We start from the raw sequence: 20,500 nt of genomic DNA on the forward strand, positions 1-20,500 counted from the left end.
CCTTCAGATTTGCATACTTTTTGCAGTATGAACCACTGTAGTCGCAGAATACAACGACAGGGCCACTCTCCTCCTCATTGTGGTCAACTGTTCACGACCAGTAAAGACAGTAAAAGGTCAGCAGCTACAGTAAGCAACTGCTGACCCGAACGTTAGGAAAACTACCCTATCAGTGCTGATTTTCCAATCGATGGTAGATTTCTTCCATCATCAAATCTTTCTCAAAACGTTCTGGAGTTGTATGCTCATCAATAGTAGCCAATTCAACTCCTGCGATCCTTGCGAAATCTTCCCAAGCTTCACGACCGACGGATGTAGTCATGCAAGTATGGTGGGCAGCCCCTGAGCGCAGCCAGCACTCGGCCGACACCTTGAGACTTGGCTGTGGTTTCCACAGTGCGCGTGCGGTAGGAAGTACCCTGAGCGAGCCATCCGGAGGCACCACATCAGCCACATTCATGACTAAACGGAAACGCTCACGCATATCTGCCATAGATATCACCACCGCATCCTTGTGAGGCGCAACGGTGAAAACAAGACGCACGGGGTCTGCTTTGTTACCAATACCTAGAGGATGAATTTCCAATCTAGGCTTATTGATCGATCCTACAGACGGGGAAACTTCAAGCATATGAGAACCAAGTATTGCCTCATGCCCCGGCACGAAGTTGTAAGAGTAGTCTTCCATCAGGGAAGCGCCACCCTCAAGACCAGCGCCCATGACCGCACCGATACGCACCAGCATGGAGGTCTTCCAGTCTCCTTCGGCTGAGAATCCGAAACCATGCTCGGAAGGCAAGCGCTGCGCTCCTACCCCAGGCAGCTGACTTAAGGATCCCAGGTCTTCGAAATTATCAACTGCAGCCGTTGCTCCATAGTCATTCATCATGTTCACCAGGCCAGCTTCTTCCTTGGCGGCGGTATACAGCGAATCATAACGAGCATCTAGCAGCTCAGGTGCCAGGTCGTATTGAGACTTGTAGTCTTCAATGAGCATCTTAACCTGATCATCTTTGACTTTATCGACATAGGAAACTAGTTCATTAACAGACCATGTGTTAACTTGGGTCCCGAAAACTCGCTCAGCTTCGGTCTTGTCACCCTCAGTAACAGCAACATTACGCATGTTGTCACCCCAGCGCATGACCCGCATGTTCTGAGCAGCATCCCAACCAACACAAGCCCTAGCCCAAATGCCAATTTGCTCAGCCACTTGTGGATCTGTATAGTGACCGACGACGATTTTACGGGCAATGCCCAAGCGGCTCAGAATATATCCAAATTCACGATCACCATGAGCAGCCTGGTTGAGGTTCATAAAGTCCATGTCAATCGTGTCCCATGGAATCTCAAAGTGATGCTGAGTATTCAGCTGGAGCAGGGGCTTAGTCAATACTTCAAGTCCACGAATCCACATTTTTGCTGGCGAAAAAGTGTGCATCCATGCCACAACGCCGATACATGCTGGATTCGAGGAAGCCTTAGTCATAAACTGCTTGATAGCGTCAGAAGATTTTAAGGTTGGTTTGAGAATAAGCTTCACAGGGATTTTACCTGTTTTGTTGAGTTCATCCACAATTTCTGTAGACTGCACTGCCACCTGGCGAAGGGTATCCTCACCATAAAGGTCCTGCGAACCCACACCGAACCATATTTCCTTACCTTCAAATGGATTTTCCATCGTTCTACTTTCTCATCATGCCTCTTGAACTCGTGATCGAGAAGCAAATTACCAGACTTTACTTATTTCCTAAAGATGCATTAGCAATCAGTGCTGCCCATAGACGTTCTGATAGCGCTCATTCAGTTTGGCGATATCCGCAGGGTCAATCTCAATGATGTCCCCAAGTTGAGCCGCAACCCACATAGTATGTGCGACTTCTTCAGTCATAGCTGCAGCTTTCACTGCACTTTCAGCATCCTTGCCAATGGTGAAGGGGCCATGATTTTGCATGAGTACAGCCGGAGAGTGGGGATACTGTTCTAATGTCTCAACTACTCCCTTACCAATCTCTTCAGAACCGATAAGACGGAAAGGTCCGACAGGCACAGGCCCACCAAATTCATCACCCATCATAGTCAAACCACAGGGAATATTCTTACCTGTAGCAGCCCAAGCTGTCGCGTAAGTAGAGTGCGTGTGAACCACCCCATAGACTTCGGGCATGTGTCGATAAATGTATGCGTGAGAAGCTGTATCCGAACTCGGAGATTCAGCACCATCTATGACATTACCTTCTAAATCAGTAACCACCATGGACTGCGGTGTCAAAAATTCGTAACGAACACCAGAAGGTTTAATCACCATCAAATCAGCAGTTCGCAAGCGCTGAGAGACATTGCCTGCGGTCCATACTACCAAATTCCATGTGATCAACTGCTGGTGGAGGGTAGCTACCTGCTCACGTACCTGTTGGACCTCAGCACGTACCTGTGCTGGATAATCTTGTAAAGTGACCATTACATCTCCTATTCTGTCTGTATGTTGTTGCTGATACTCTGTGGTACACACCTCAGGGAAGCCGACGCGGTTATGACTCTAGAGGAATGCTCTTTATCGCAGCTTTTTCAATAGGAAGTCCCTGTTCGAATCGAGCAAAGAACTTCTCAAAGCCTTTTACATCGCTAGGATCTGCCTGCTCGGTGGTAGACTGCACATCTGCAAAGACCCTGGAATCCAAATAATCTGCCAGATCACTGTCAGTGTGATGTAAGTAATCAGCTAAGACAGCCATGCCCCAAGCACCGCCTTCTGCGGCTGTTGCCATGACCTTGATTGGAGCATTGAAAGCGGCTGCTAGTATCTTTTGCGCCACTTGTGGGGTTGCAAAAATACCACCATGCCCTACCAGCGAATCAACTTGAACACCCTCCTGCTTCGTCATAACATCCATGCCAATTTTGACCGGAGAAAAGGCAGAGAATAGCTGAGCCCGCATAAAGTTAGCCAAACTCATCTTGCTTTCTGGCCCCCGAGCAAAAACTGGACGACCTTCGTCTAAACCAGCAAGGAATTCCCCAGAATAGAAGCAATAATTCACCAAACCGCCAGCATCGGGATCACCTTCCAAAGCTGCCCGGAAGAGGTGAGCATATAGTTCATCGGTTGACAGCGTGGCACCAGTTATCTGAGCGAAGTCTGCAAAAACCTTGACCCAAGCGTTCAAGTCCGAGGTGAAGTTGTTGGCATGACTCATACCTGCTGGATCTCCCGCAGGTGTATTCACAGGATCGACTTCGGGATGCAATGCATCCATACGGTGTTCAAGAACCACCATAGAGAAAATTGATGTTCCCGCAGATACATTGCCTGTACGCGGACGGACAGCATTTGTTGCTACCATTCCAGTACCTGCGTCACCTTCTGGTGGAGCCAGTGGTATGCCGGCCTGAAGGGTACCTGTAGGATCCAACAGTTTGGCACCTTCTTGTGTCAAAACTCCAGCATCAGCCCCTGCCAACAGTGGTTCAGGAAGAAGTTCGGCTATATCCCAAGGTTGCCCCTTCACTTCCGGCAACTCACGGAATTGCTGAAGCATACCCCTATCGAACTCGTGGAGGTCAGCATCTATGGGAAACATACCAGAAGCATCGCCAATCCCCAGTACCTTGCGACCACTCAGCTTCCAGTGTACATAACCAGATAAGGTTGTCAGGAAAGCTACATGAGGTACATGCTCTTCGTTATTCAATATAGCTTGGTACAAGTGTGCAATAGACCAACGTTCTGGGATATTGTATTGGAAACAGTTAGAGAGGGCAAGGTGGGCCTGGTGAGTATTGGAGTTACGCCAGGTTCGGAAGGGAACCAACAATTCACCGGCATTATCAAATGCCAAATAGCCGTGCATCATAGCAGAAAAGCCCATTGTTCCAACACAGGTCAACTGAAGACCGTAACGTCCTTGAACATCTTGAACGAGAGCAGCATAAGCTGCCTGCAATCCCAGCCAAACTTCATCAAGAGAGTATGTCCACAGACCATCTACCAAATGATTTTCCCAAGCAAAATCACCAGAAGCTATGGTGCGATATCCCTCGTCGATGAGAACAGCTTTAATGCGGGTAGACCCTAATTCGATGCCTAAACTGGTCTTACCTGCTTTGATTGCCTCTGCCGCCTCCTTGTCCCCATGAATATCCACTACATTCTCCATAGCTCGACTCCTTTGTAACCGACGCATAGTCTCCGCTGTGAGACGCCAACTTTCAGATAAGGTCTTCAACGGTCCATCTGAAAACTACAATGTTAGCGCTCACACTCCTATATAGCATTGTAGCTTTTAGCATCAAAAGAAGCAAGTAGGCGAAGAGTACCACTAACCTCGTGTCACAAAAACAACTCTACCTTCGTACTGCATGCCCTAAGGAAGAGCGCACGATAACATCTGCCCCAATAAGACCAACACCGTGCTGGGTAGATGAAAACTGTGCTGGTTCTCCCTGCTTCATCAGTGCCAGCACCTGCCTCATTGTTGCAACACCTAGGTCAGCAAAACGTGGGCGAACCGTTGTCAGCGGCGGAAACATATTGTCAACCGTAGGAATGTCATCAAAACCGACCAAACTAATATCTTGAGGAATTCGCAGACCGTGCTCATGCAGGGCACGCGCTACACCTACAGCTTGATTATCATTGGCTGTCACTACTACAGAAGGAAGAGCATGACCACTCATTCCTCGTTCATCTATGAGATGATTCATAAGCCCGTATGACTCACGTGCCTGCCACGTAGAAGATCGTACAACAGCCGTTCGAATTCGATAACGTTTAGCTGCCATCTGCCAAGAGTCTAACCGAGTGGTAGCATCTCTCCACTGGCTTGGACCAGCCACATATAAGGCAGTTCTATGACCTCTAACTGCAAGCAAACGCGCCACTTCATGAACTGCTCCCCACTGATCAATACCAGTAAAGGCAATCTGAGAATCATCAGTCTTAGCTTCCACCACCTCATCTGCTTTGATGGCCCCATGGGTCGAAGTCACAATCACACGAGGCTGGCTCACCTGAGCTTTACAGGCTGCCTCGAACATAGCATCAGTAGGAGTAAGAAAAATGAAAGCATCCACGTTCTGCTGCAAAAAATTTTCACATAATGACTCAAAGTCATTCTGAGTGCAGTGCGTCTCATTCACCATCATCACAGACATAAACAGTCCATGCTCACGAGCAATGGACTCAATGGAAGTAATCGAAGAAACGGGACCAAAGTAGTTGACCCCACCCGCAACCAGGCCAATAGTGCGCGAGCGATGGGAAGCCAGAGCCCTGGCCGAGTTACTTGGTCTGTAGTCTAGGCTCTCAATTGCCTCCTGCACCTTACTTCGGGTAGCTTCAGATACGTCAGGAGAATGATTGATGACACGGGAAACAGTCTGATGCGAAACTCCTGCAAGCTGAGCAACTTCGAACATAGAAGGGCGATTAGGGTCCTTAGACCTTCCTCGGGTCACTGACATCTGCCGCCTCATCTTTCCACCGATTACCAGGATTTAGCTTACACTCTCTTAGTCCATAGTGCTGCTTACCAGCTTTCGAAACACCTGTACGATGATCTCTAGCTCAAGTGCCAACTCTTCCGATGGTAGGGTGTCACCCCCAGCTCAGCAATGGCTTGTCGATGCTTAGCAGAACCATACCCCTTATTATGTTCCCAATCATAGGGAGCATATTGAGGATTCTTCTGAGATAATTCCACCATGAGACTGTCCCTAGCTACTTTAGCTATGACCGAAGCACAAGAAACACTAGCACAGGTCGCATCAGCTTTAACGTGTGTCATCACCCTTGGCATCAATGGCAAATTGGGCGCTTCTACCATGCAACTAGCCGGAGTAATATAATCATAGGACCCGTCTAAAATAGCTGAAATCTGTATAGGCTGCCCACCTTCAGAAAGCGAATTTGCTCGTAATTGGAGGCTCTGTTCTACAGCTTCCAATGCACGTAATCCAGCCAGCCCGAGAGCATACATGATTCCCCACTGATCAATCTCTTGATTACTAGCCACCCCTGTTGCCCAAACACAAGACCATGCTTTCAAACTCTCTACCATGCCTTCGCGAGCAGCAGGAGTGAGCATTTTGGAATCGGCTAAGCCATACGGCACGCTCAGTCTAGAAGAACTCGCGGCATCCACTACCGCAGCTCCAACCATGACAGGTCCTGCAAGAGAACCACGGCCTACTTCATCCAAACCAATAACATAGTGTGCACCCTCAGCTATCAGTTGCTGTTCTACATCAAGTGTGGGAACAATTCGAGCTACACTCATTGAGCTGTCTCCTGCTTCCAATTATCGGCATTGCTATTAGGAACATTCGCAAAGACATCACGATGGGTATCAATACGTTTCCAGTGCTTCAAAGGCCAGCAGATCATAAAAGCCACGCCAACAACATTATCGATAGGAACCATACCTCCATCACCATCACTGCTATGGTAGCGAGAATCGGCAGAATTATCACGATTATCACCCAACACGAAAATGTGACCTGCGGGTACCAACACATCAAAACGGAGAGAACTGGGTTGAACACCTGGCTTTATATACGCTGTTTCATCTATAGTTTGTCCATTAATCTTGATGGGGCTGCCTGCACCTTTACATTGAACCCTGTCGCCTGGCATACCGATAAGACGTTTGATAAGAAAATCATCTTTATCAAATCTGCCATCTCCTGAAGCTCCAAGCCAACCAGCGGGATCATGGAACACGACAATGTCACCTCGCTGCAAGTGTCCCACATTTAAGGTGAGACCATGCGTAGTCAATACACGATCGTTGACTAAGAGTGTATCTTCCATTGAACCTGAAGGGATGATGTACTGCCCGAGCAGGAAAATACGAATTGATAACACCAGCAAAACAGGAAGCATACAGACGGTAAGGAGTTTGCAGATACTCTCCCAGACTCCACGACGGGCGTTAATAGGCAACACCACTCGTGAAGCATGGCGGGGATGAACAGCAAAGGCTCTGCCCATCTCTTCGTCAGAATTAGGCGCAGAATTGTATGCAACTGTAGAACCTGCACGGGGTCTTGCCGCATCATTGTTATTCACCATGCAGACTCCATTCCACACCACCACTATCATGTTTGCAGATAAGCTATTTGCAATAGATACTTTAGTTGCAATTGAACAAAAAGAGGGCCGGAAGTCTCATGACTTTCGGGCCCTCTCGGCGCAGCTCTATTGAATGAAACTAGTTACCTCAGCGAAGGTTACTAGCCTTACAAACTCACTTAGCCTGATTTGCCTTGGCATCACGACGCTCAGGAATACGAGCAGCCTTACCCCGCAGGTTACGCAAGTAGTAGAGCTTGGCCCTACGCACACGACCACGGCGAGTAACCTTGATGGACTCAATCTGTGGAGAATGCAGAGGGAAACGACGCTCAACACCAACACCAAAGCTGATCTTACGCACTAAGACAGTTTCACGCACGCCCTTACCTGAAATGGCAATGACAACACCAGTAAAAGTCTGAATACGGGTGTGATCACCTTCTCGGATGTTAACGTTGACTTCGATTGTGTCACCTGCACGAAAAGCTGGAATTGCTTCAGCATCCTTCATGTGCTTGGCGTCAAATTGCTCAATGGCATTCATAATAACCTCCGTCGCCGCCGCATATCAGCGCAACTTTTTGTTGAGGAATGAGGATTACACACCACTAGTACCCCAGTCCGCATCTCTACCCCACGGGTTACCCCATAAGGAATGCCAGTCCGCCAGTTTCACTGGCTGGACCTCAAGGGAGCTGACCTATGCGGCAGTCAGCATCCCGACACAATGTACATGCTATTCTACTCTTAGTTCGAGACTCGCGATAGGACTGTGTCTACCGGCGATGTGCCCTATAGAAAGCAATCAAAGCCTGAGTTGACTGATCTTGCTGGGCTAGAGCTGCATCGTCTTGCGAAATAGCAGGAGTGATCTCTTGAGCCAACTTTTTACCTAGCTCAACACCCCATTGGTCAAAGGAGTCAATGCCCCAAACTGTGCCTTCAGTAAGGACAATGTGCTCATAGAGAGCAATTAGCTCACCCACGGCATAAGGAGTAAGTGCCTGACCAAAGATGGATGTTGTGGGTCGGTTTCCAGTAAAGACACGAGCAGGCACAATGGTCTCGGGTGTACCCTCTGCTCGAACCTCCTCAGCTGTCTTTCCAAAAGCCAAAGCTTTCGTCTGAGCAAAGAAGTTAGCTAAGAAGAGCTCATGAACGTCTTGATCTGCGTCCTGAGTTGGATTAGCAGTATTAGCGAAAGCGATAAAATCAGCAGGAATTAAACGAGTTCCTTGATGGATGAGTTGGTAGAAGGCGTGCTGACCGTTAGTGCCAGGCTCACCCCAGAAGATTTCGCCTGTCTGGCTAGTTACTGGCGTACCATCCCACCGTACTGACTTGCCATTAGATTCCATCGTCAGCTGTTGCAGGTAGGCGGGGAAGCGATGGAGGTACTGATTATAAGGTAGAACGGCATGAGAGTGAGCACCGAAGAAATTGACATACCACACATTCATCAAACCGAGAATGGCCACGACATTACGCTCAAAGGGCGTGGTTCGATAGTAGGTATCAATATCATGGAAGCCCTTCAGGAACTCCTCAAAATGTTCTGGACCAAAGACCACAGCCAGAGAGGCTCCAACAGCGGAGTCTACCGAGTATCGCCCACCTACCCAGTTCCAGAAGCCGAAAGCGTTGTGAGGGTCAATCCCAAAAGCCTCAACCTTATCCAGGGCTGTAGAAACAGCCACAAAGTGACGTTTTACGGCTTCAGATCGTGAACTCTCAGAACTATCGATAGCTCCCTGATCCTGGAGCTTATTAAGCAGCCAGGTGCGGGCTTCACGAGCGTTAGTGAGCGTTTCCAATGTGGTGAACGTCTTAGAAACGACGATGAACAACGTAGTCTCCGGGTCCAAATCTCGGGTCTTCTCCGCAAGATCATTGGGATCGATATTGGAGACGTATCGAGCCGAAATACCTGCGTTCGCATACGGCTTCAAGGCTTCGTATACCATAACGGGTCCCAAGTCTGAGCCACCAATACCAATGTTGACTATAGTTTCAATTTTCTTGCCGCTCACGCCCGTCCACTGGCCTGAGCGAACCTGCCTAGCAAAGGCGTATACCCGTTCAAGGGTATCCCGAACGTCTTTTACAACATCCTGCCCATCTACGATTAGTTTGCCTTGATCCTCCGCAGGCCGACGTAGCGCTGTATGGAGAACTGCCCTATCTTCCGTATTGTTAATATGCACACCAGTGAACATCTGCTCTATGCGCTCATCGAGCTTAACTTCTTTGGCTAATTGAGCGAACAGTTCTAAGGTTTCTGGTTTAATCAAGTTTTTCGACAGGTCAAAATGGAGATCTCCAGCTTCAAAGCTCAGCTTGGCTGTGCGCTCCGGGTCAGCATCGAACCATCGGCGTAGATTGATACCCTCACTTTGTAAGTCCTTAAAATGCTGCTCCAACTGAGCCCAAGCAGGAGTTTTAGTTGCATCGACAGGAGGATTGATGGCCATGTATGGTCCTTTCATCAGCGAAAATCGTCAACCACTCAGACAAGGCATCTGAGAACGGCTGTTTTCTATATTTTCAAGGTACTCACAAAAGAGGACACAACACGCTCGAAGCAAGCGCCTACCCAATGCGCATACTTGCTATTTACTAAGACCGATTGACCTAAACAGCGGTTGACGAACCAACCTATCAATAAGAGATACGAGCAAGGCAAAGAATAAGGCAAATACTATACCTACCAAAAGGAATCTGCCATACAAGCCCTGTTGTACCATACCTCCCAATATGCGAGCACAATACGGATCCCACAAGCTGTTAGACAGAGACTGGACAATGTAAAACCCTAGAATCCCTGAAGCCAGTGATTGAATAACCTTGCTCAGTTTCAGATGAGCAAATCCCAGATTTTGCTTCAGGGCACAGGTCAGTAGGGCTGCCAAAGCCAAAAGAAAAGCTAAAATTGAAGTTGACTTGAAAGAAAGACTGTACAGCAGGTCTGTACGCCCTAAACCAGCCCAAACACCAGTAATACCAATAACTACTACCATTAGACAGAACAGTATATTCCGCCAGAAACCGCTGGTGACCCACTTACTAGATTGAACCGTCGAGTGCTTCTTGTGTACATAGACACCGAGAACACCAGCTACAGCATATGAAACCATATACGTTACAGCACTCATCTGCTTTCGCCAGTTGAACAGACCACGTTGAACAGGATCACCCTGTTCCATAAATGCAATGTAAACGTTAACAATATATATACCCAACACGAGCAGCAGGAAGAGTACCTGCGCCCACTTATTATCTCCAAAATGGCGTACAGCTACTGCCCAGATAGGTGCCAAGATCACAAAAATAAGGTAAAGCCAGACGAACTCCAAGCCAGGTCCTATCCAGAAAATAGTTCCCGCAGCTGGTATCCGTAGCACAAAATGATCCACCAGCAACATCAGTATTGCGTATACAGCAACTGTGGATACCACCAATAAGCAGCGGCGTAGACCAGCCTTGAACTGATCCAACCAGTAACCCCGTGAGCCTACTTGCCTGACCATATTTGGCAGCATATAAAAACCTGAGATCATATAAAAAACATGATTGCCCCAAGAACCTAACAGTGCGATCACACCCATACCCCATAACAGCAACCAAGGTATAGGCAGCGAACTATTTGCAAGAGCCGACGATACCACTACATGTTCAGGACCAGGTGTGACTCCCATATGCGTCATACCCCAGAACCACGGGGTAAAAACATGAAAGATAGAGATACCAGCAATCGCTGTCAGCCGTAAGGCTTCCACACGAATATTCCTATGTCTGGGTATGGATGCTTGTTGCTGTTGTTCTGCCTGTGTGGTTGCCTGGCTCATCCTTTTTATAACTCCTCTTTCAGCATCCCTATAGAATGTGCAGTATCATTCGAGCATACGAGCCACTCGTCTCGTTAGAGAATATCGTCCTGCCCATCTCCTGAGAGCTTGGAAACCATGGTCTTCACGTCTTGACTACGGGCTCTCGGGGCAATAAGCAAGGCGTCCGGCGTATCAACCACTACAAGATCATCTACCCCTAATAGGGCTATTGTCCGCCCTGCAGCTGGAACGACCACATCACCAGCACTATCGATGTAGCTCACCAAGTCTGCTTCACCGAGAATCTTAATATTTTGACGGTTAGATGAAGGCAACAAAGCTGCGATAGAGTTGAAGTCACCAATGTCATCCCATCCAAAACCACCTGGGACAACCGCCACACCACCAGCCGCAGCAAGAGGCTCGGCAACCGCATAGTCAAAAGCGATTTTTTCGATTCCTGCCCAGTACTCATTCAAAGCCGCCTGCCTTGACTCCGGATTAGTATCCCAGGCCTGAGCAATATCCATTATCGCCGAGTAGAGGTCAGGCTTGTAGCTCTTCAGACAGCCTAGTAGGGTATCTGCGCGCATCACAAACATACCAGCATTCCAGCGGTATTCACCAGTAGCCAAGTACGCTTGAGCCGTAACGGCGTCTGGTTTTTCCACGAACTCGGTTACCAAACGCGCATCAGGAGCGCCTGTAATCTCTGAAGCCAGGGAACGCCCCTGATGAATATACCCAAATGCAGTTGAGGGACGCGAGGCAGCGATTCCAATTGTAGTCACATATCCAGCCTCCGCAGCAGCAACCGCTTGACGCACTGACGTAGTAAAAGCATCTTCGTCACGAATGACATGATCAGCAGCAAACGATCCGACCACAATATGGTCCCCGTGTCTGCGGGCCAAAACTGCCGTAGCCAAAGCAATAGCAGCGGTAGAATCGCGCGGTAAAGGTTCTGCAAATACCGCATCGGATGCCAATTCCGGTAACTGCTCACGAACAGCCTCGACATGAGGAGCACCAGTAGACACCACGATATGGTCAGAGCCGCAAATGGCAGCTAGCCGACGAAAAGTGCCCTGGATCATACTCTGGCCTTGACCCAGCAAATCGAAGAGAAACTTAGGGTGATCTTTGCGGCTTAAAGGCCATAGACGAGTACCCACTCCTCCAGCTGGAATAATGGCATAAAAATTGTCGAAACTCATATTCTCCATTCTCGCAAGGTGCCGGTACATGCTCATCTCAACCCGCCCATGTAGACAAATCGAACCCTCAGGCTAAAATGTAGAGTTGTCTACATGGCCGGACGCTGCGTATGCAACGCCTGCTGTCATCTGACAGGCCACTTTAGCTCAGTTGGCAGAGCGTCTCACTCGTAATGAGAAGGTCGACAGTTCGATTCTGTCAAGTGGCTCGAATCTGACTTTTACTGAATTCACGTTACCTACGTCAAACACCTGCATCATTCTTAGAACAACAGATTGTGTATAGATACCACTTGGGCAGTTATAAAAAGAAACATCAACAATGAAAACGCCCTAAACCCTGTGCGCATGGGGGGACTTGAACCCCCACGACCGCAGTCACAAGAACCTAAATCTTGCGCGTCTACCAATTCCGCCACATGCGCAGAGCAATGAGCTCGCCTAACTAATATAGCAGGACCTCATCCTAATGGAACAGGTCTCCCGACATTGGGCGGGTTGAAGTTCACGAATACCTAGCACGTTCAACCCTGTACCACCAGCTTATAAAAGGTTTTCCACAAGAACAGGCATAATGGCACGCAATGCCTTCCCACGATGGGAGATTGCATTCTTCTCCTCAGCAGTCATTTCAGCAGAAGTTATCGGCAGCCCATTGCGCACAGCCCGGTCTGGTTGCTCGTCGGGAACGAAAATCGGATCATACCCAAATCCGTTCCGACCCCGGGCCTCATGGATGAGGTGACCAGTCATAGTCCCTGGACGAACAAACTCCAGATCCCCGTTACTAGCAGGCAACACCAAAGCCGCAGCTGTCACAAATCGAGCACCCAGCTGATCTTCAGGCAAGTCCTTCAATTGAGCTGAAAGCAAGCGGATATTTGCACCGTCATCACCATGCTTTCCTGCCCACCGAGCAGAAAAAATCCCCGGAGCTGCACCCATCACATCTACCACCAGACCCGAATCATCTGCAAGGGCTGGCAATCCCGTGCGATGAGCCACATCTCGTGCTTTAATGAGGGCGTTTTCTTCGAACGTCACTCCATTTTCAACCGGATCAGGCAAACCCAATTGACCGGCAGACATAAGCTGCAACTCACCCACTTTTCGGTGCTGTTCTTCAGTCAACACCGCTAGGCATTTTTGCAAGATAGCCTGCATCTCCACCAGCTTGCCCTCATTATGGGTGGCAACAACAACTCTTCTGCCTTCCTGGACCATCGTTACTCCTTTGCCTGTTGTGACGTCACCACTTGCCCTAATTCAGCCCTCAATGCCTTCCTTTGAAGCGTTTGCAGCTCCTTGTTACCTTTGGTTGCCAGGTCAAGCAAAACCCCAAGCTCTTCACGGTCAAACGGGCGATGTTCAGCAGTTCCTTGAATTTCAATGAACTCTCCTGAACCAGTCATAGCCACATTCATGTCTGTCATGGCTCGGCTGTCCTCTACATAAGGAAGGTCCAACATCGGTTTACCATCTATAACTCCTACAGACACTGCTGAAACCTGTGAGCCCAGCACTTTCTCAGCACTTTTGATATGGCCTTTACTTTCAGCCCAAGAAAGTGCATCTGCTAAAGCAATATATGCACCTGTTACTGAAGCTGTTCGGGTGCCACCGTCAGCCTGAAGAACGTCACAGTCAATCTGTATTTGGTTTTCTCCTAAGGCTTTCATATCGACTATGCCTCGTAAACACCGACCAATCAATCTAGAGATTTCTTGAGTTCGACCGCCTACTTTACCTCGGACAGACTCACGAGCAGTACGTTCAGAAGTAGCCCGCGGCAACATAGCATATTCAGCCGTAACCCAGCCCAAACCTGATTCCTTACGCCAGCGCGGCAGCGTAGGTGAGAAACTTGCAGTGCATAGGACTCGAGTATCACCACATTCAATAAGAACAGAGCCCTCAGGGGCATTTGTCCATCCTCGCGTGATCCGAACAGGTCGTATCTCATCTGCCGCACGCCCATCAGGGCGTACAACTGTTTCATCAGAAAGCAAATTTGCAATTGCAACCATAACCTTGGCCTTCCCGCATTCCTTGTAACCGACACATGCTTAGCCGGTATACGCTTATATATACGTTTATACGTTTGTCGCTGTACGAATACGATTCACACACTCAATGCTGTTCGCTTTGGCAAAATACGGTCGATGAGGAACAGCGCTAACCCTAGAGCAAAACAAACTACCAGGTATTCTGCAGCATTGACTGTCAGCCGTTCCCAACCTAAAGCCTTAATATCAATGCCTGCATAAGGAAAAGGACTACCCGAACTACCCGGACCAGAACCTGCAGCTATTCCCGACCCGGAAGTCGGCCACACTGCCGCCCTGACCAGTACAAACGTTAGGTAAATTGGTAGGTAAGCCATCCACGAGAGTGTAAAGTGCCAAGCAAAGCGTCGGTGAGGGTCAAAAAAGAAGAAATCAAGAAAAGCCATACCAGGCAGAAGAATTCGCGTTATCAGACCCAAAGGTATATACCACACCCGTAAACCGTCCATCATGCCCGCGGAACCATAAAAAAACCATACGGCGAGAGCCCCTATCAGCACGTAAAGTGTCACAAAACCTTTAAGCCAAGCTGGCGGTTCAATCCCTTTCAACAGGGCAGCAGCAGCAGCCCAAAGCATAACCACTGCCATAGCAAAGGCTGCCTGAGTCTCCAGGGGAATCCAGGCACGACCGAGACCGTTCAACCAACCACTATAGGTACAAGCCAGCGCTAGGGCCACCACAATACAACGGTAGAGTGCTACCAAATATCTCATACCTTGTAGCTTATTCCCAAGCCTTGGCAAGCACAGTAAGAGCTATCCAAAGGAAGACCATTATTGCCCTATCGCCCTCGCCAGCTAAGCTATAGAACCAGTAGCCAGACCGGCATAAGAACGATTGGGAGTCTCAATGAGCACTAACCCTACTAACAGCATGTCCACTGCCTTACTGACAGACATGTATGAATATACGATGCTTGATGCTGCTTTGCAGGACGGCACTGCCAACCGCCGGTGCGTTTTTGAAGTCTATACTCGCCGCCTACCTCAAGGCCGGCGATACGGTGTCGTAGCAGGAACCGGTAGACTCATAGAAGCTATTCAAAATTTCCAACCGTCTCAAGATGATATAGCCTTTTTGGCCGACCGAAACATCGTGAGCACTGCCAGTATTGCATGGCTCGAAAACTACCACTTTTCTGGTACCATCCGCGGTTACCGCGAAGGTGAAATATTTTTCCCCAACTCCCCCGTCTTGCAAGTAGAAGGTACCTTTGCTGAGTGCACTCTTTTGGAAACCTTGATTCTCTCAATTCTTAACTATGATTCAGCTGTAGCATCCGCCGCCTCTCGAATGGTTTCAGCAGCCAATGGGCGACCTTGCATGGATATGGGTGCCCGCCGAACCAATGAATGGGCGGCAGTTTCAGCAGCCCGGTCTGCAATCATTGGAGGCTTCAGCGGCACATCAAATTTGCAGGCAGCAAAGATGTACGGTATCCCCGCTATCGGTACAGCAGCTCACTGTTTTACACTCTTGCACGATAGCGAGCGCGACGCTTTTGTTTCACAAATTCAGGCACTTGGCAGCAATACAACACTGCTAACTGATACCTACTCAATTGAAGAAGCAGTTGCAACAGCCGTGGAAGTTGCCGGACCCCATCTGGGTGGAGTCCGTATTGATTCAGGTGATTTAGCCGCACTGGCCCAGCAAGTTCGTAATCAATTAGATGCATTAGGCGCTAGTGAAGCGAAGATTACAGTAACAAATGATTTAGATGAGTTTGCCATCGCTGCTTTACAAAATGCACCGGTAGACTCTTATGGGGTAGGAACCCAACTAGTAACTGGCTCAGGGGCGCCCACTTGTTCTATGGTATACAAATTGGTAGAGCGCGAAGGATCTGACGGCAACATGATTCCCGTAGCCAAGCGATCTCAGAATAAGGCAACCGTACCAGGCCGAAAGATAGCTTTCCGCTCATATGAATACAAATTAGCTACAGCTGAGCACGTGCTCTCAGGTAGCCCTGGCGCACTGGCATCCTTCCAAGTTCCAGATAACTGGCGTGACTTGCTAGTGACTTACATGCTCAATGGCGAAGCCACCAATGCATGGACCGGCAAAGAAGCGATGCTAGCGGCTCGCGAGCACCGTGCACAATCCTTATCCGAGCTGCCTCTCAGCGCCATGAGTCTTATGAACGGTGATCCCACTATTCCTACCCTAGAGCACATACTGTAAGTTGTGCCCTAAAACCCGGCATTTTTCATTTCTTCGTAAATACGCTTGCAGTCGGGACAGACAGGATATTGAGATGGGTCGTGCCGGGGTACCCATACCTTGCCGCACAGAGCTACTACAGGCCGTCCAGTCAGTTTTGATTCAGCGATTTTCTCTTTAGAAACATAGTGAGAATACCGATCAGCATCACCATTATCGCTCTGCTGGGCTTCTTCCTTAGTTTCAGGCCGCTCTAAAACAGCGGTATTCCCACCCTCATCGGGGCTAGAAAACGGAGAAGTGCTCTCATCGTCAGTCCAAATATCCACAATCTTACTCATGCTGCCATCATACCCATTCTGCTTCTGTGGTCATAATTTCCGTGGTCATAATTAAGTACAGCTCTGAACGGTAACTCACGAACTGTTGACATGTAAGCGTCGAGGCCCATCTGGCAGTCAACAAGCACCATATGGACTACTCATTTTCTAAGCTGTAAAACAGGCGCACACCCTCCTGAAGACACCCTATGGTGTCATAAAAATCACTATCGCCTGGCCAAAATAGTGCTGTTGACCTCGAATCAATAGTGCTTGAGCAGGGAAACCTGAGAGCCGGACAGGTTCAAACTGTCTGCTTGGTAAACGAATTTCACCAGTCTGCGTTACCGGGTTCAGCCGCAATCATCGGTATCGTTTACTACAGAACTGACTACTTGTACAAGAACACCGTGACAGGAGTCACACGCTAACGCGGTATATACAAAAGCTCAAGGCAACAAACTCTGTAGTGTTGAGTTTCCAGCCTGCGCGGTAGGCTACTTGTATGACTATAGCTGTATGCCCAGGGTCCTTCGATCCAGTGACCTCAGGACACTTAGATGTGATCGAAAGATGCGCTTCTTTTTTCAAAGAAGTTCATGTGGTGGTCGCCGTCAACATGGCCAAGCAACCACTCTTCTCTGCCGCAGATCGCGTATCTATGATTCGTGAAGCCTTGGAAGCAGACGGCTACCCGCACATCACTGTCACGTCAACTGATGGACTGATTACTGATTACTGCAAGCAAGTAGGTCCGTGCGTCATCGTCAAAGGTTTACGGCAAAACGGCGACTATGAAGCCGAGTTGGGAATGGCCCTCGTCAACCGAAAATTAGCTGACGTAGAAACGCTTTTTCTACCAGCTGATCCAGTGCGTGAGCATATATCCAGCTCAATTGTGAAGGACGTGGCTCGACACGGTGGCAGCATACAAGGTATGGTGCCAGACACAGTAGTAGGTAGACTCAAGACAGCAATGAACAAAGGAAAGAACTAGCATGGTGCAAGCAAGAGGTGAGAAGCAGAGCGCAGAGATGTCTGGCAACCAATACAACCAGAGTCATAGCGATCCCAATGATCGCTTTAAACCACCAGCATCCGTAACAGACTTGCCAGCCCAAGCTCCTGCGGTGGTTGTGGAGGATGACCGGACTAATTCTTCATACGCTATTAAACGCACCAATGCCGGTTCCAAAACAGGTACCTCCCTGCCTGCTGTAACCCTAGGCTCATCGATAGTGGAAGCTGCTCATGGCCAAACACCGGAAGATCACAAAATTCCAGTTGAGAACAAGCCCACTGCTGAGCCAGCCAAGGAGACTTCTCGCACACTTCCTGAAATGCCAGATTTGCGTGAAGATGCCAAACCTTCAAGCTCCTCAAATGCTTCTCGAGCAGAATTCACGACCGTCTACGACATCATCGATAAGTTGGAAAACCTCCTTGACGAGGCTAAAACTTCCGTTTTTACTCCTGGCATAGCTAAAATTAACCGGGAAGAGTTTATAGATGCCCTGGCCGATCTTAAAAAAATGCTCCCCGTACAATTGGAGCGCGCCTCTGCTCTTATGAGGGAGTCTGAACGCCGTTTAGAAAGAGCACAGACCCAGGCTAAAGCGATCACTTCTGAGGCACAAAGCCAGGCTGCCGACCTAGTCAAAGCAGCGGGTGAACAGGCTGAGTTTTTGGCCGGTCAAGAAAACGTAGTAGCTATTGCACAGGAAAAAGCTCAAGCTATCATCGAACGTTCTCAAGCTCAGGGCGATAAGCTCGTCCACGGTGCCAACGAATATTCAGCCAAGGTAATGGAAGCGCTAAGTTCTCAATTAGAGCATTATCAGCAAGATGTTCAAGCAGGTATTCAGGTACTGCATGAACGTGAACGCGAAGCAGCTTCTCAATTAGAGCAGTCATATGTGGAGGATCATTGATGGATAAAACAACAAGCTCACCATGGGCTATCTCAGTAGCCCAGCTGGCGCAGCATGCTGGTCAATCTAAAGCTATAGACATAGATTTCCCAGCACCCAGTGGCATCGGAGACGACATCGTGGGAGTTCGCGAGGGCGACCTCATCCACATGCAGGCCAATATTGATTCGATCGTAGATGGTCTAATCCTTAACGCTCATGTGAGCGCCCCCATGCACGCAGTTTGCACCCGTTGTTTGAAGCCGTTGTCCAACTCAAAAGAGCTCGATATAGTTGCTTTTTATCCTTATGATATGAAAGAAATTGATGAGAGTGAGGGCGACCTAGAAATTGTAGCCGGAGAAGACGAGGCAGATGATGGCAATACGTATCCTCTAGCTGCTGGAGGCACGGTCTTAGATGTTGAGACTCTCCTCAGAGACAACTTGGTCGAATCTATTCCACTAAAAGTACTGTGCAAACCAGATTGCAAGGGTCTATGCTCCCAGTGTGGTGTCAATCTCAATGAGAATCCAGACCACCACCACGACACTAGCGATGACCGCTGGGCCATTTTGGAAGACCTGAAGGCTCAGTTGGAACACAAGGAAGAAACTACGAAGTAGGCAAGTTCATCAACTAGCCCCAATAAGCAGCCATCATTTGACTAGGGTCTGCGCTAAGATTGGCTCACGCTTAAGCTCAACTGATTTCGATCGAAATAGAGGAATAATATGGCACTGCCAAAGTATAAGACTTCGCGAGCAAATACGCATTCTCGTCGCGCCAACTGGAAGACTCAAGCCGCAAGCACGGTCACATGCCCCAACTGTGGAGCTGCAACCCTGTCTCACATGGCTTGCCCCACTTGCGGAAGTTTTCGCGGTCGAGTCTACAGAGATGCGATTCAGTCAAAGTACGCAGTAAAGTAACAAATGGATGCACGGGCGTACACTCACGCTCTTGCCGGTAAAAGAGCCCTGCCATCGACGGGTGGCGGGGTTCTTTTATACTCAAACAGTATTGGGATCCTACTATGGGTTCAGGAAGGAACCATTATGACCGAGCACATGCCGCAAGAAGATGCAAAGACGCCAAATGCTGATATGCAGCATCACATCCAATCACAATTACCTGCCCAAGAACTTTTCTCTGCTCTCGGGCAAAGCCTTCAACCAGATCTCCTCGTTCATGCGCTTACCCACCGTTCCTTTGCTCATGAACACGAAGGCCTACCAACTAATGAACGGTTGGAATTTTTAGGTGACGCCGTTTTAGAATTGGTTTCCACAGAGACACTCTATAAAATTCATCCAGATATGAACGAGGGACAATTAGCTAAAATGCGAGCCAAGGCTGTGTCTGAAGAGTCACTCTCTGCTATTGCCCGAACCAAGCTTCACCTGGGCCAGTACATCCTCTTGGGACACGGTGAGGAGGAAAGTGGCGGAGCTGACAAGGATTCTATTCTTTGCGATACCGTGGAAGCTTTAATTGGTGCTGTTTTTGTGGAACACGGCATCGATGGTGCTCGCGCAACCGTTCACCAATTGATCGATGACACCCTAGCTGAAGTAGCCACAGAAGGACCAGCACTTGATTGGAAGACCTCAGTCACAGTTAAAGCCCATCAGCTTGGTTTTGGTGACCCAACCTACCGCATGTCAGTGAGTGGACCCGAATATGCACAGGTCTTTACTGCCGATCTCATTCTGACAGGAACCGAATCAGTGATCGGGCAAGGCCAGGCATCAAGTAAAAGAAAAGCTCAATTAGTAGCTGCTGAAGCAGGGTGGAAGGCTCTTGACGACAGCGAAACAGTGAAACAACTCAAGCGAGAAGTTTCCACTATTTGAAATGTAGAACACGTACAGTCAAATATTGGCATAGTATGGAAGAATCCCTCTAACAGGAGA

At 48.8% G+C, this 20,500-nt stretch carries 20 protein-coding genes and 2 tRNA genes; 7 read left to right on the forward strand and 15 right to left on the reverse strand.

The annotated features are described in order from the left end of the window. Window positions 1-169: 169 nt before the first annotated feature. From araA to BOCO_RS01290, 10 genes are all read right to left on the reverse strand, one after another. The gene (gene araA, locus BOCO_RS01245; RefSeq protein WP_094722298.1) at window positions 170-1,681 is read right to left on the reverse strand and encodes an L-arabinose isomerase; all 1,512 of its coding nucleotides are present in this window, start codon (window positions 1,679-1,681) and stop codon (window positions 170-172) included. An 87-nt stretch (window positions 1,682-1,768) separates the two neighbouring features. After that, window positions 1,769-2,461: an L-ribulose-5-phosphate 4-epimerase gene (locus BOCO_RS01250; RefSeq protein ID WP_094722299.1), complete on the reverse strand. Its 693-nt coding sequence runs from the start codon at window positions 2,459-2,461 to the stop codon at window positions 1,769-1,771. A 70-nt stretch (window positions 2,462-2,531) separates the two neighbouring features. After that, a complete protein-coding gene (locus BOCO_RS01255; RefSeq protein ID WP_094722300.1) occupies window positions 2,532-4,157 on the reverse strand; it encodes a xylulokinase in 1,626 nt (541 codons plus the stop codon). A gap of 187 nt (window positions 4,158-4,344) precedes the next feature. Beyond that, window positions 4,345-5,418 carry a LacI family DNA-binding transcriptional regulator gene (locus tag BOCO_RS01260; RefSeq protein ID WP_094722367.1) on the reverse strand — a complete coding sequence of 358 codons (1,074 nt, stop codon included), beginning with the start codon at window positions 5,416-5,418 and terminating at the stop codon, window positions 4,345-4,347. Between the two features lie 143 nt (window positions 5,419-5,561). After that, window positions 5,562-6,278 carry a ribonuclease HII gene (locus BOCO_RS01265; RefSeq protein WP_094722301.1) on the reverse strand — a complete coding sequence of 239 codons (717 nt, stop codon included), beginning with the start codon at window positions 6,276-6,278 and terminating at the stop codon, window positions 5,562-5,564. After that, the gene (lepB, locus tag BOCO_RS01270) at window positions 6,275-7,072 is read right to left on the reverse strand and encodes a signal peptidase I (RefSeq protein ID WP_094722302.1); all 798 of its coding nucleotides are present in this window, start codon (window positions 7,070-7,072) and stop codon (window positions 6,275-6,277) included. The genes BOCO_RS01265 and lepB overlap by 4 nt, the downstream gene beginning before the upstream one ends. A 175-nt stretch (window positions 7,073-7,247) precedes the next feature. After that, a complete protein-coding gene (rplS, locus tag BOCO_RS01275) occupies window positions 7,248-7,622 on the reverse strand; it encodes a 50S ribosomal protein L19 (protein WP_094722303.1) in 375 nt (124 codons plus the stop codon). Between the two features lie 229 nt (window positions 7,623-7,851). Beyond that, a complete protein-coding gene (gene pgi / locus BOCO_RS01280) occupies window positions 7,852-9,546 on the reverse strand; it encodes a glucose-6-phosphate isomerase (RefSeq protein ID WP_094722304.1) in 1,695 nt (564 codons plus the stop codon). A gap of 138 nt (window positions 9,547-9,684) precedes the next feature. Next, a complete protein-coding gene (locus BOCO_RS01285) occupies window positions 9,685-10,920 on the reverse strand; it encodes an acyltransferase family protein (protein WP_094722305.1) in 1,236 nt (411 codons plus the stop codon). A gap of 74 nt (window positions 10,921-10,994) precedes the next feature. Continuing rightward, window positions 10,995-12,119 (reverse strand): mannose-1-phosphate guanylyltransferase, encoded by a 1,125-nt coding sequence (locus BOCO_RS01290; RefSeq protein ID WP_094722306.1) that lies wholly within the window; start codon window positions 12,117-12,119, stop codon window positions 10,995-10,997. 136 nt (window positions 12,120-12,255) lie between these two features. Here BOCO_RS01290 and BOCO_RS01295 point away from each other — a divergent pair. Further along, window positions 12,256-12,328 (forward strand) — tRNA-Thr (locus BOCO_RS01295). A 134-nt stretch (window positions 12,329-12,462) separates the two neighbouring features. Here BOCO_RS01295 and BOCO_RS01300 read toward each other — a convergent pair. From BOCO_RS01300 to BOCO_RS01315, 4 genes are all read right to left on the reverse strand, one after another. Then, window positions 12,463-12,544 (reverse strand) — tRNA-Leu (locus tag BOCO_RS01300). Window positions 12,545-12,662: 118 nt separating this feature from the next. Then, window positions 12,663-13,343 (reverse strand): non-canonical purine NTP pyrophosphatase, encoded by a 681-nt coding sequence (locus BOCO_RS01305; protein WP_094722307.1) that lies wholly within the window; start codon window positions 13,341-13,343, stop codon window positions 12,663-12,665. Between the two features lie 2 nt (window positions 13,344-13,345). Next, on the reverse strand, window positions 13,346-14,146 hold the full coding sequence (gene rph / locus BOCO_RS01310) for a ribonuclease PH (RefSeq protein WP_094722308.1): 801 nt from the start codon (window positions 14,144-14,146) through the stop codon (window positions 13,346-13,348). Window positions 14,147-14,241: 95 nt separating this feature from the next. Further along, window positions 14,242-14,901, reverse strand: a complete 660-nt coding sequence (locus tag BOCO_RS01315; RefSeq protein ID WP_094722309.1) for a hypothetical protein — start codon at window positions 14,899-14,901, stop codon at window positions 14,242-14,244. Between the two features lie 136 nt (window positions 14,902-15,037). Between BOCO_RS01315 and BOCO_RS01320 the strand changes: the two genes are divergently transcribed. Beyond that, complete coding sequence (locus BOCO_RS01320; protein ID WP_094722310.1) at window positions 15,038-16,375, forward strand: nicotinate phosphoribosyltransferase; 1,338 nt, start codon at window positions 15,038-15,040, stop codon at window positions 16,373-16,375. Window positions 16,376-16,383: 8 nt separating this feature from the next. Here the strand turns inward: BOCO_RS01320 and BOCO_RS01325 are convergent, their stop codons facing one another. Further along, complete coding sequence (locus tag BOCO_RS01325) at window positions 16,384-16,695, reverse strand: DUF3039 domain-containing protein (protein WP_094722311.1); 312 nt, start codon at window positions 16,693-16,695, stop codon at window positions 16,384-16,386. A gap of 484 nt (window positions 16,696-17,179) precedes the next feature. Here BOCO_RS01325 and coaD point away from each other — a divergent pair, with 484 nt between their 5' ends. The 5 genes from coaD (at window position 17,180) to rnc (ending at window position 20,440) form a co-directional block, all read left to right on the forward strand. Further along, window positions 17,180-17,671 carry a pantetheine-phosphate adenylyltransferase gene (gene coaD / locus BOCO_RS01330; protein WP_094722312.1) on the forward strand — a complete coding sequence of 164 codons (492 nt, stop codon included), beginning with the start codon at window positions 17,180-17,182 and terminating at the stop codon, window positions 17,669-17,671. A gap of 1 nt (window position 17,672) precedes the next feature. After that, complete coding sequence (locus tag BOCO_RS01335) at window positions 17,673-18,605, forward strand: hypothetical protein (RefSeq protein ID WP_094722313.1); 933 nt, start codon at window positions 17,673-17,675, stop codon at window positions 18,603-18,605. Further along, the gene (locus BOCO_RS01340; protein WP_094722314.1) at window positions 18,605-19,210 is read left to right on the forward strand and encodes a YceD family protein; all 606 of its coding nucleotides are present in this window, start codon (window positions 18,605-18,607) and stop codon (window positions 19,208-19,210) included. The genes BOCO_RS01335 and BOCO_RS01340 overlap by 1 nt, the downstream gene beginning before the upstream one ends. Window positions 19,211-19,318: 108 nt before the next feature. Then, entirely contained in the window at window positions 19,319-19,516 is a 198-nt protein-coding gene (rpmF, locus tag BOCO_RS01345; RefSeq protein WP_094722315.1) for a 50S ribosomal protein L32, read from the forward strand. Between the two features lie 174 nt (window positions 19,517-19,690). Continuing rightward, window positions 19,691-20,440, forward strand: coding sequence for a ribonuclease III (gene rnc, locus BOCO_RS01350; RefSeq protein WP_094722368.1), 750 nt, complete (start codon window positions 19,691-19,693; stop codon window positions 20,438-20,440). Window positions 20,441-20,500 lie beyond the last annotated feature (60 nt).

The sequence above is a fragment of the Bombiscardovia coagulans genome (assembly GCF_002259585.1).
Lineage (GTDB): Bacteria > Actinomycetota > Actinomycetes > Actinomycetales > Bifidobacteriaceae > Bombiscardovia > Bombiscardovia coagulans.

Coding starts and splice junctions, on each gene's coding strand:
- araA (WP_094722298.1), bottom strand. CDS start 1,681: ATGGAAAATCCATTTGAAGGTAAGGAAATATGGTTCGGTGTGGGTTCG.
- BOCO_RS01250 (WP_094722299.1), bottom strand. CDS start 2,461: ATGGTCACTTTACAAGATTATCCAGCACAGGTACGTGCTGAGGTCCAA.
- BOCO_RS01255 (WP_094722300.1), bottom strand. CDS start 4,157: ATGGAGAATGTAGTGGATATTCATGGGGACAAGGAGGCGGCAGAGGCA.
- BOCO_RS01260 (WP_094722367.1), bottom strand. CDS start 5,418: ATGTTCGAAGTTGCTCAGCTTGCAGGAGTTTCGCATCAGACTGTTTCC.
- BOCO_RS01265 (WP_094722301.1), bottom strand. CDS start 6,278: ATGAGTGTAGCTCGAATTGTTCCCACACTTGATGTAGAACAGCAACTG.
- lepB (WP_094722302.1), bottom strand. CDS start 7,072: ATGGTGAATAACAATGATGCGGCAAGACCCCGTGCAGGTTCTACAGTT.
- pgi (WP_094722304.1), bottom strand. CDS start 9,546: ATGGCCATCAATCCTCCTGTCGATGCAACTAAAACTCCTGCTTGGGCT.
- BOCO_RS01285 (WP_094722305.1), bottom strand. CDS start 10,920: ATGAGCCAGGCAACCACACAGGCAGAACAACAGCAACAAGCATCCATA.
- BOCO_RS01290 (WP_094722306.1), bottom strand. CDS start 12,119: ATGAGTTTCGACAATTTTTATGCCATTATTCCAGCTGGAGGAGTGGGT.
- BOCO_RS01305 (WP_094722307.1), bottom strand. CDS start 13,343: ATGGTCCAGGAAGGCAGAAGAGTTGTTGTTGCCACCCATAATGAGGGC.
- rph (WP_094722308.1), bottom strand. CDS start 14,146: ATGGTTGCAATTGCAAATTTGCTTTCTGATGAAACAGTTGTACGCCCT.
- BOCO_RS01315 (WP_094722309.1), bottom strand. CDS start 14,901: ATGAGATATTTGGTAGCACTCTACCGTTGTATTGTGGTGGCCCTAGCG.
- BOCO_RS01320 (WP_094722310.1), top strand. CDS start 15,038: ATGAGCACTAACCCTACTAACAGCATGTCCACTGCCTTACTGACAGAC.
- BOCO_RS01325 (WP_094722311.1), bottom strand. CDS start 16,695: ATGAGTAAGATTGTGGATATTTGGACTGACGATGAGAGCACTTCTCCG.
- coaD (WP_094722312.1), top strand. CDS start 17,180: ATGACTATAGCTGTATGCCCAGGGTCCTTCGATCCAGTGACCTCAGGA.
- BOCO_RS01335 (WP_094722313.1), top strand. CDS start 17,673: ATGGTGCAAGCAAGAGGTGAGAAGCAGAGCGCAGAGATGTCTGGCAAC.
- BOCO_RS01340 (WP_094722314.1), top strand. CDS start 18,605: ATGGATAAAACAACAAGCTCACCATGGGCTATCTCAGTAGCCCAGCTG.
- rpmF (WP_094722315.1), top strand. CDS start 19,319: ATGGCACTGCCAAAGTATAAGACTTCGCGAGCAAATACGCATTCTCGT.
- rnc (WP_094722368.1), top strand. CDS start 19,691: ATGCAGCATCACATCCAATCACAATTACCTGCCCAAGAACTTTTCTCT.